Origin of the sequence: Streptomyces sp. NPDC048590 (genome assembly GCF_043199535.1) — a bacterium.
Taxonomy (GTDB): domain Bacteria; phylum Actinomycetota; class Actinomycetes; order Streptomycetales; family Streptomycetaceae; genus Streptomyces.
The window spans coordinates 1-1,082 of record NZ_JBICWC010000031.1 but is presented as its reverse complement, the minus strand read 5'-3'; the positions used below and the strand labels follow the sequence as shown (position 1 = coordinate 1,082).

Here is a 1,082-nt window from a genome sequence, read left to right as displayed (position 1 = left end):
CCTCCACACCTACAACCACCACCGCTGCCACACCGCACTCGGCGGACTCCCGCCCATCAGCCGCGTCAACAACGCTTCGGGTCAATACACCTAGCTCACGGCATCGGTCACCAGAGCGCGCAGTCGCCGCCAGCAGATGAGTGCGCATCCGAGGATGAGGAAGGCTTCGTGGATGTCGTCGCGGATCTCCCAGCGGATCCGCAGGCGGCGGAACCAGTGCAGGTGGGCGAATGCGCGCTCCACTACCCAGCGTTGGGTGCCCAGTCCCGAGCCGTGCTCGGTGCCGCGCCGGGCGATCACCGGCTTCACGCCAAGGTCCCAGACCAGGCGGCGGTACTTGTCGTGGTCGTAGCCGCGGTCACCCAGCACCACATCCGGGCGGCGCCGGGGCCGGCCACGCTTGCCCCGCACGGACGGCACGGCCTGGAGGAGTGGGATCAGCTGGGTGACGTCGTTACGGTTGCCGCCGGTCAGAGTGGCGGCGAGCGGAATGCCGGTGGCGTCGGTGATCAGGTGATGCTTGCTGCCCGTCCTGCCCCGGTCAACAGGGCTTCGTCCCGTCTTGGAGCCCCCTTTAACGCGCGGATATGGGAGCCGTCGACGGCCGCCCGGGAGAAGTCCAGGGCGTTCGCGCTGCGGAGCCTGGCGAGGAGTGCCTCGTGCAGTCGCGGCCACACCTCGGCCTCGGTCCACTCGGCCAGTCGGCGCCAGCAGGTCATGCCGGAGCCGAAACCGAGTTCCTGCGGCAGGTGTTCCCAGGCGATTCCGGTGTGCAGGACGAACAGGATGCCCTGGAACACGAGCCGGTCCGGATGCCGTTTGCGCCCGGGGTGCCGGGTCCGGCGCTCAACCTTGGGTAACAGCGGCTCGATCGCCGCCCACAACTCGTCATCGACTTCCCACGGCTTCGGCCGAGCCACCCCGCACCCCCGGATCATCAGTCCCGGAGCGATCCAATCACCTCAAAGATCATTTCGTTAGGAGTTCTAAGGGCTTGCCGGGAATCAACACGTCGGTTTGATCTTGCTTTTGTCGAGGTCGAGGAATCTCGCGATGTCGGTCGGCGTGCGGAAGCGGGCGGT

Annotated in this window: 1 protein-coding gene; it reads right to left on the bottom strand. The window is 67.2% G+C overall.

Going from position 1 to position 1,082, the window contains the following annotated elements; all coding sequences use genetic code 11:
* Positions 1–90: 90 nt before the first annotated feature.
* Positions 91–938, bottom strand: a protein-coding gene (locus ACGFNN_RS35105) for an IS5 family transposase (protein WP_393561973.1) whose coding sequence is annotated in 2 segments (ribosomal slippage) — positions 91–575 and positions 575–938 — 849 coding nt in all. Because the reading frame shifts where the segments join, the coding sequence is not laid out codon by codon here.
* Positions 939–1,082: the final 144 nt, after the last annotated feature.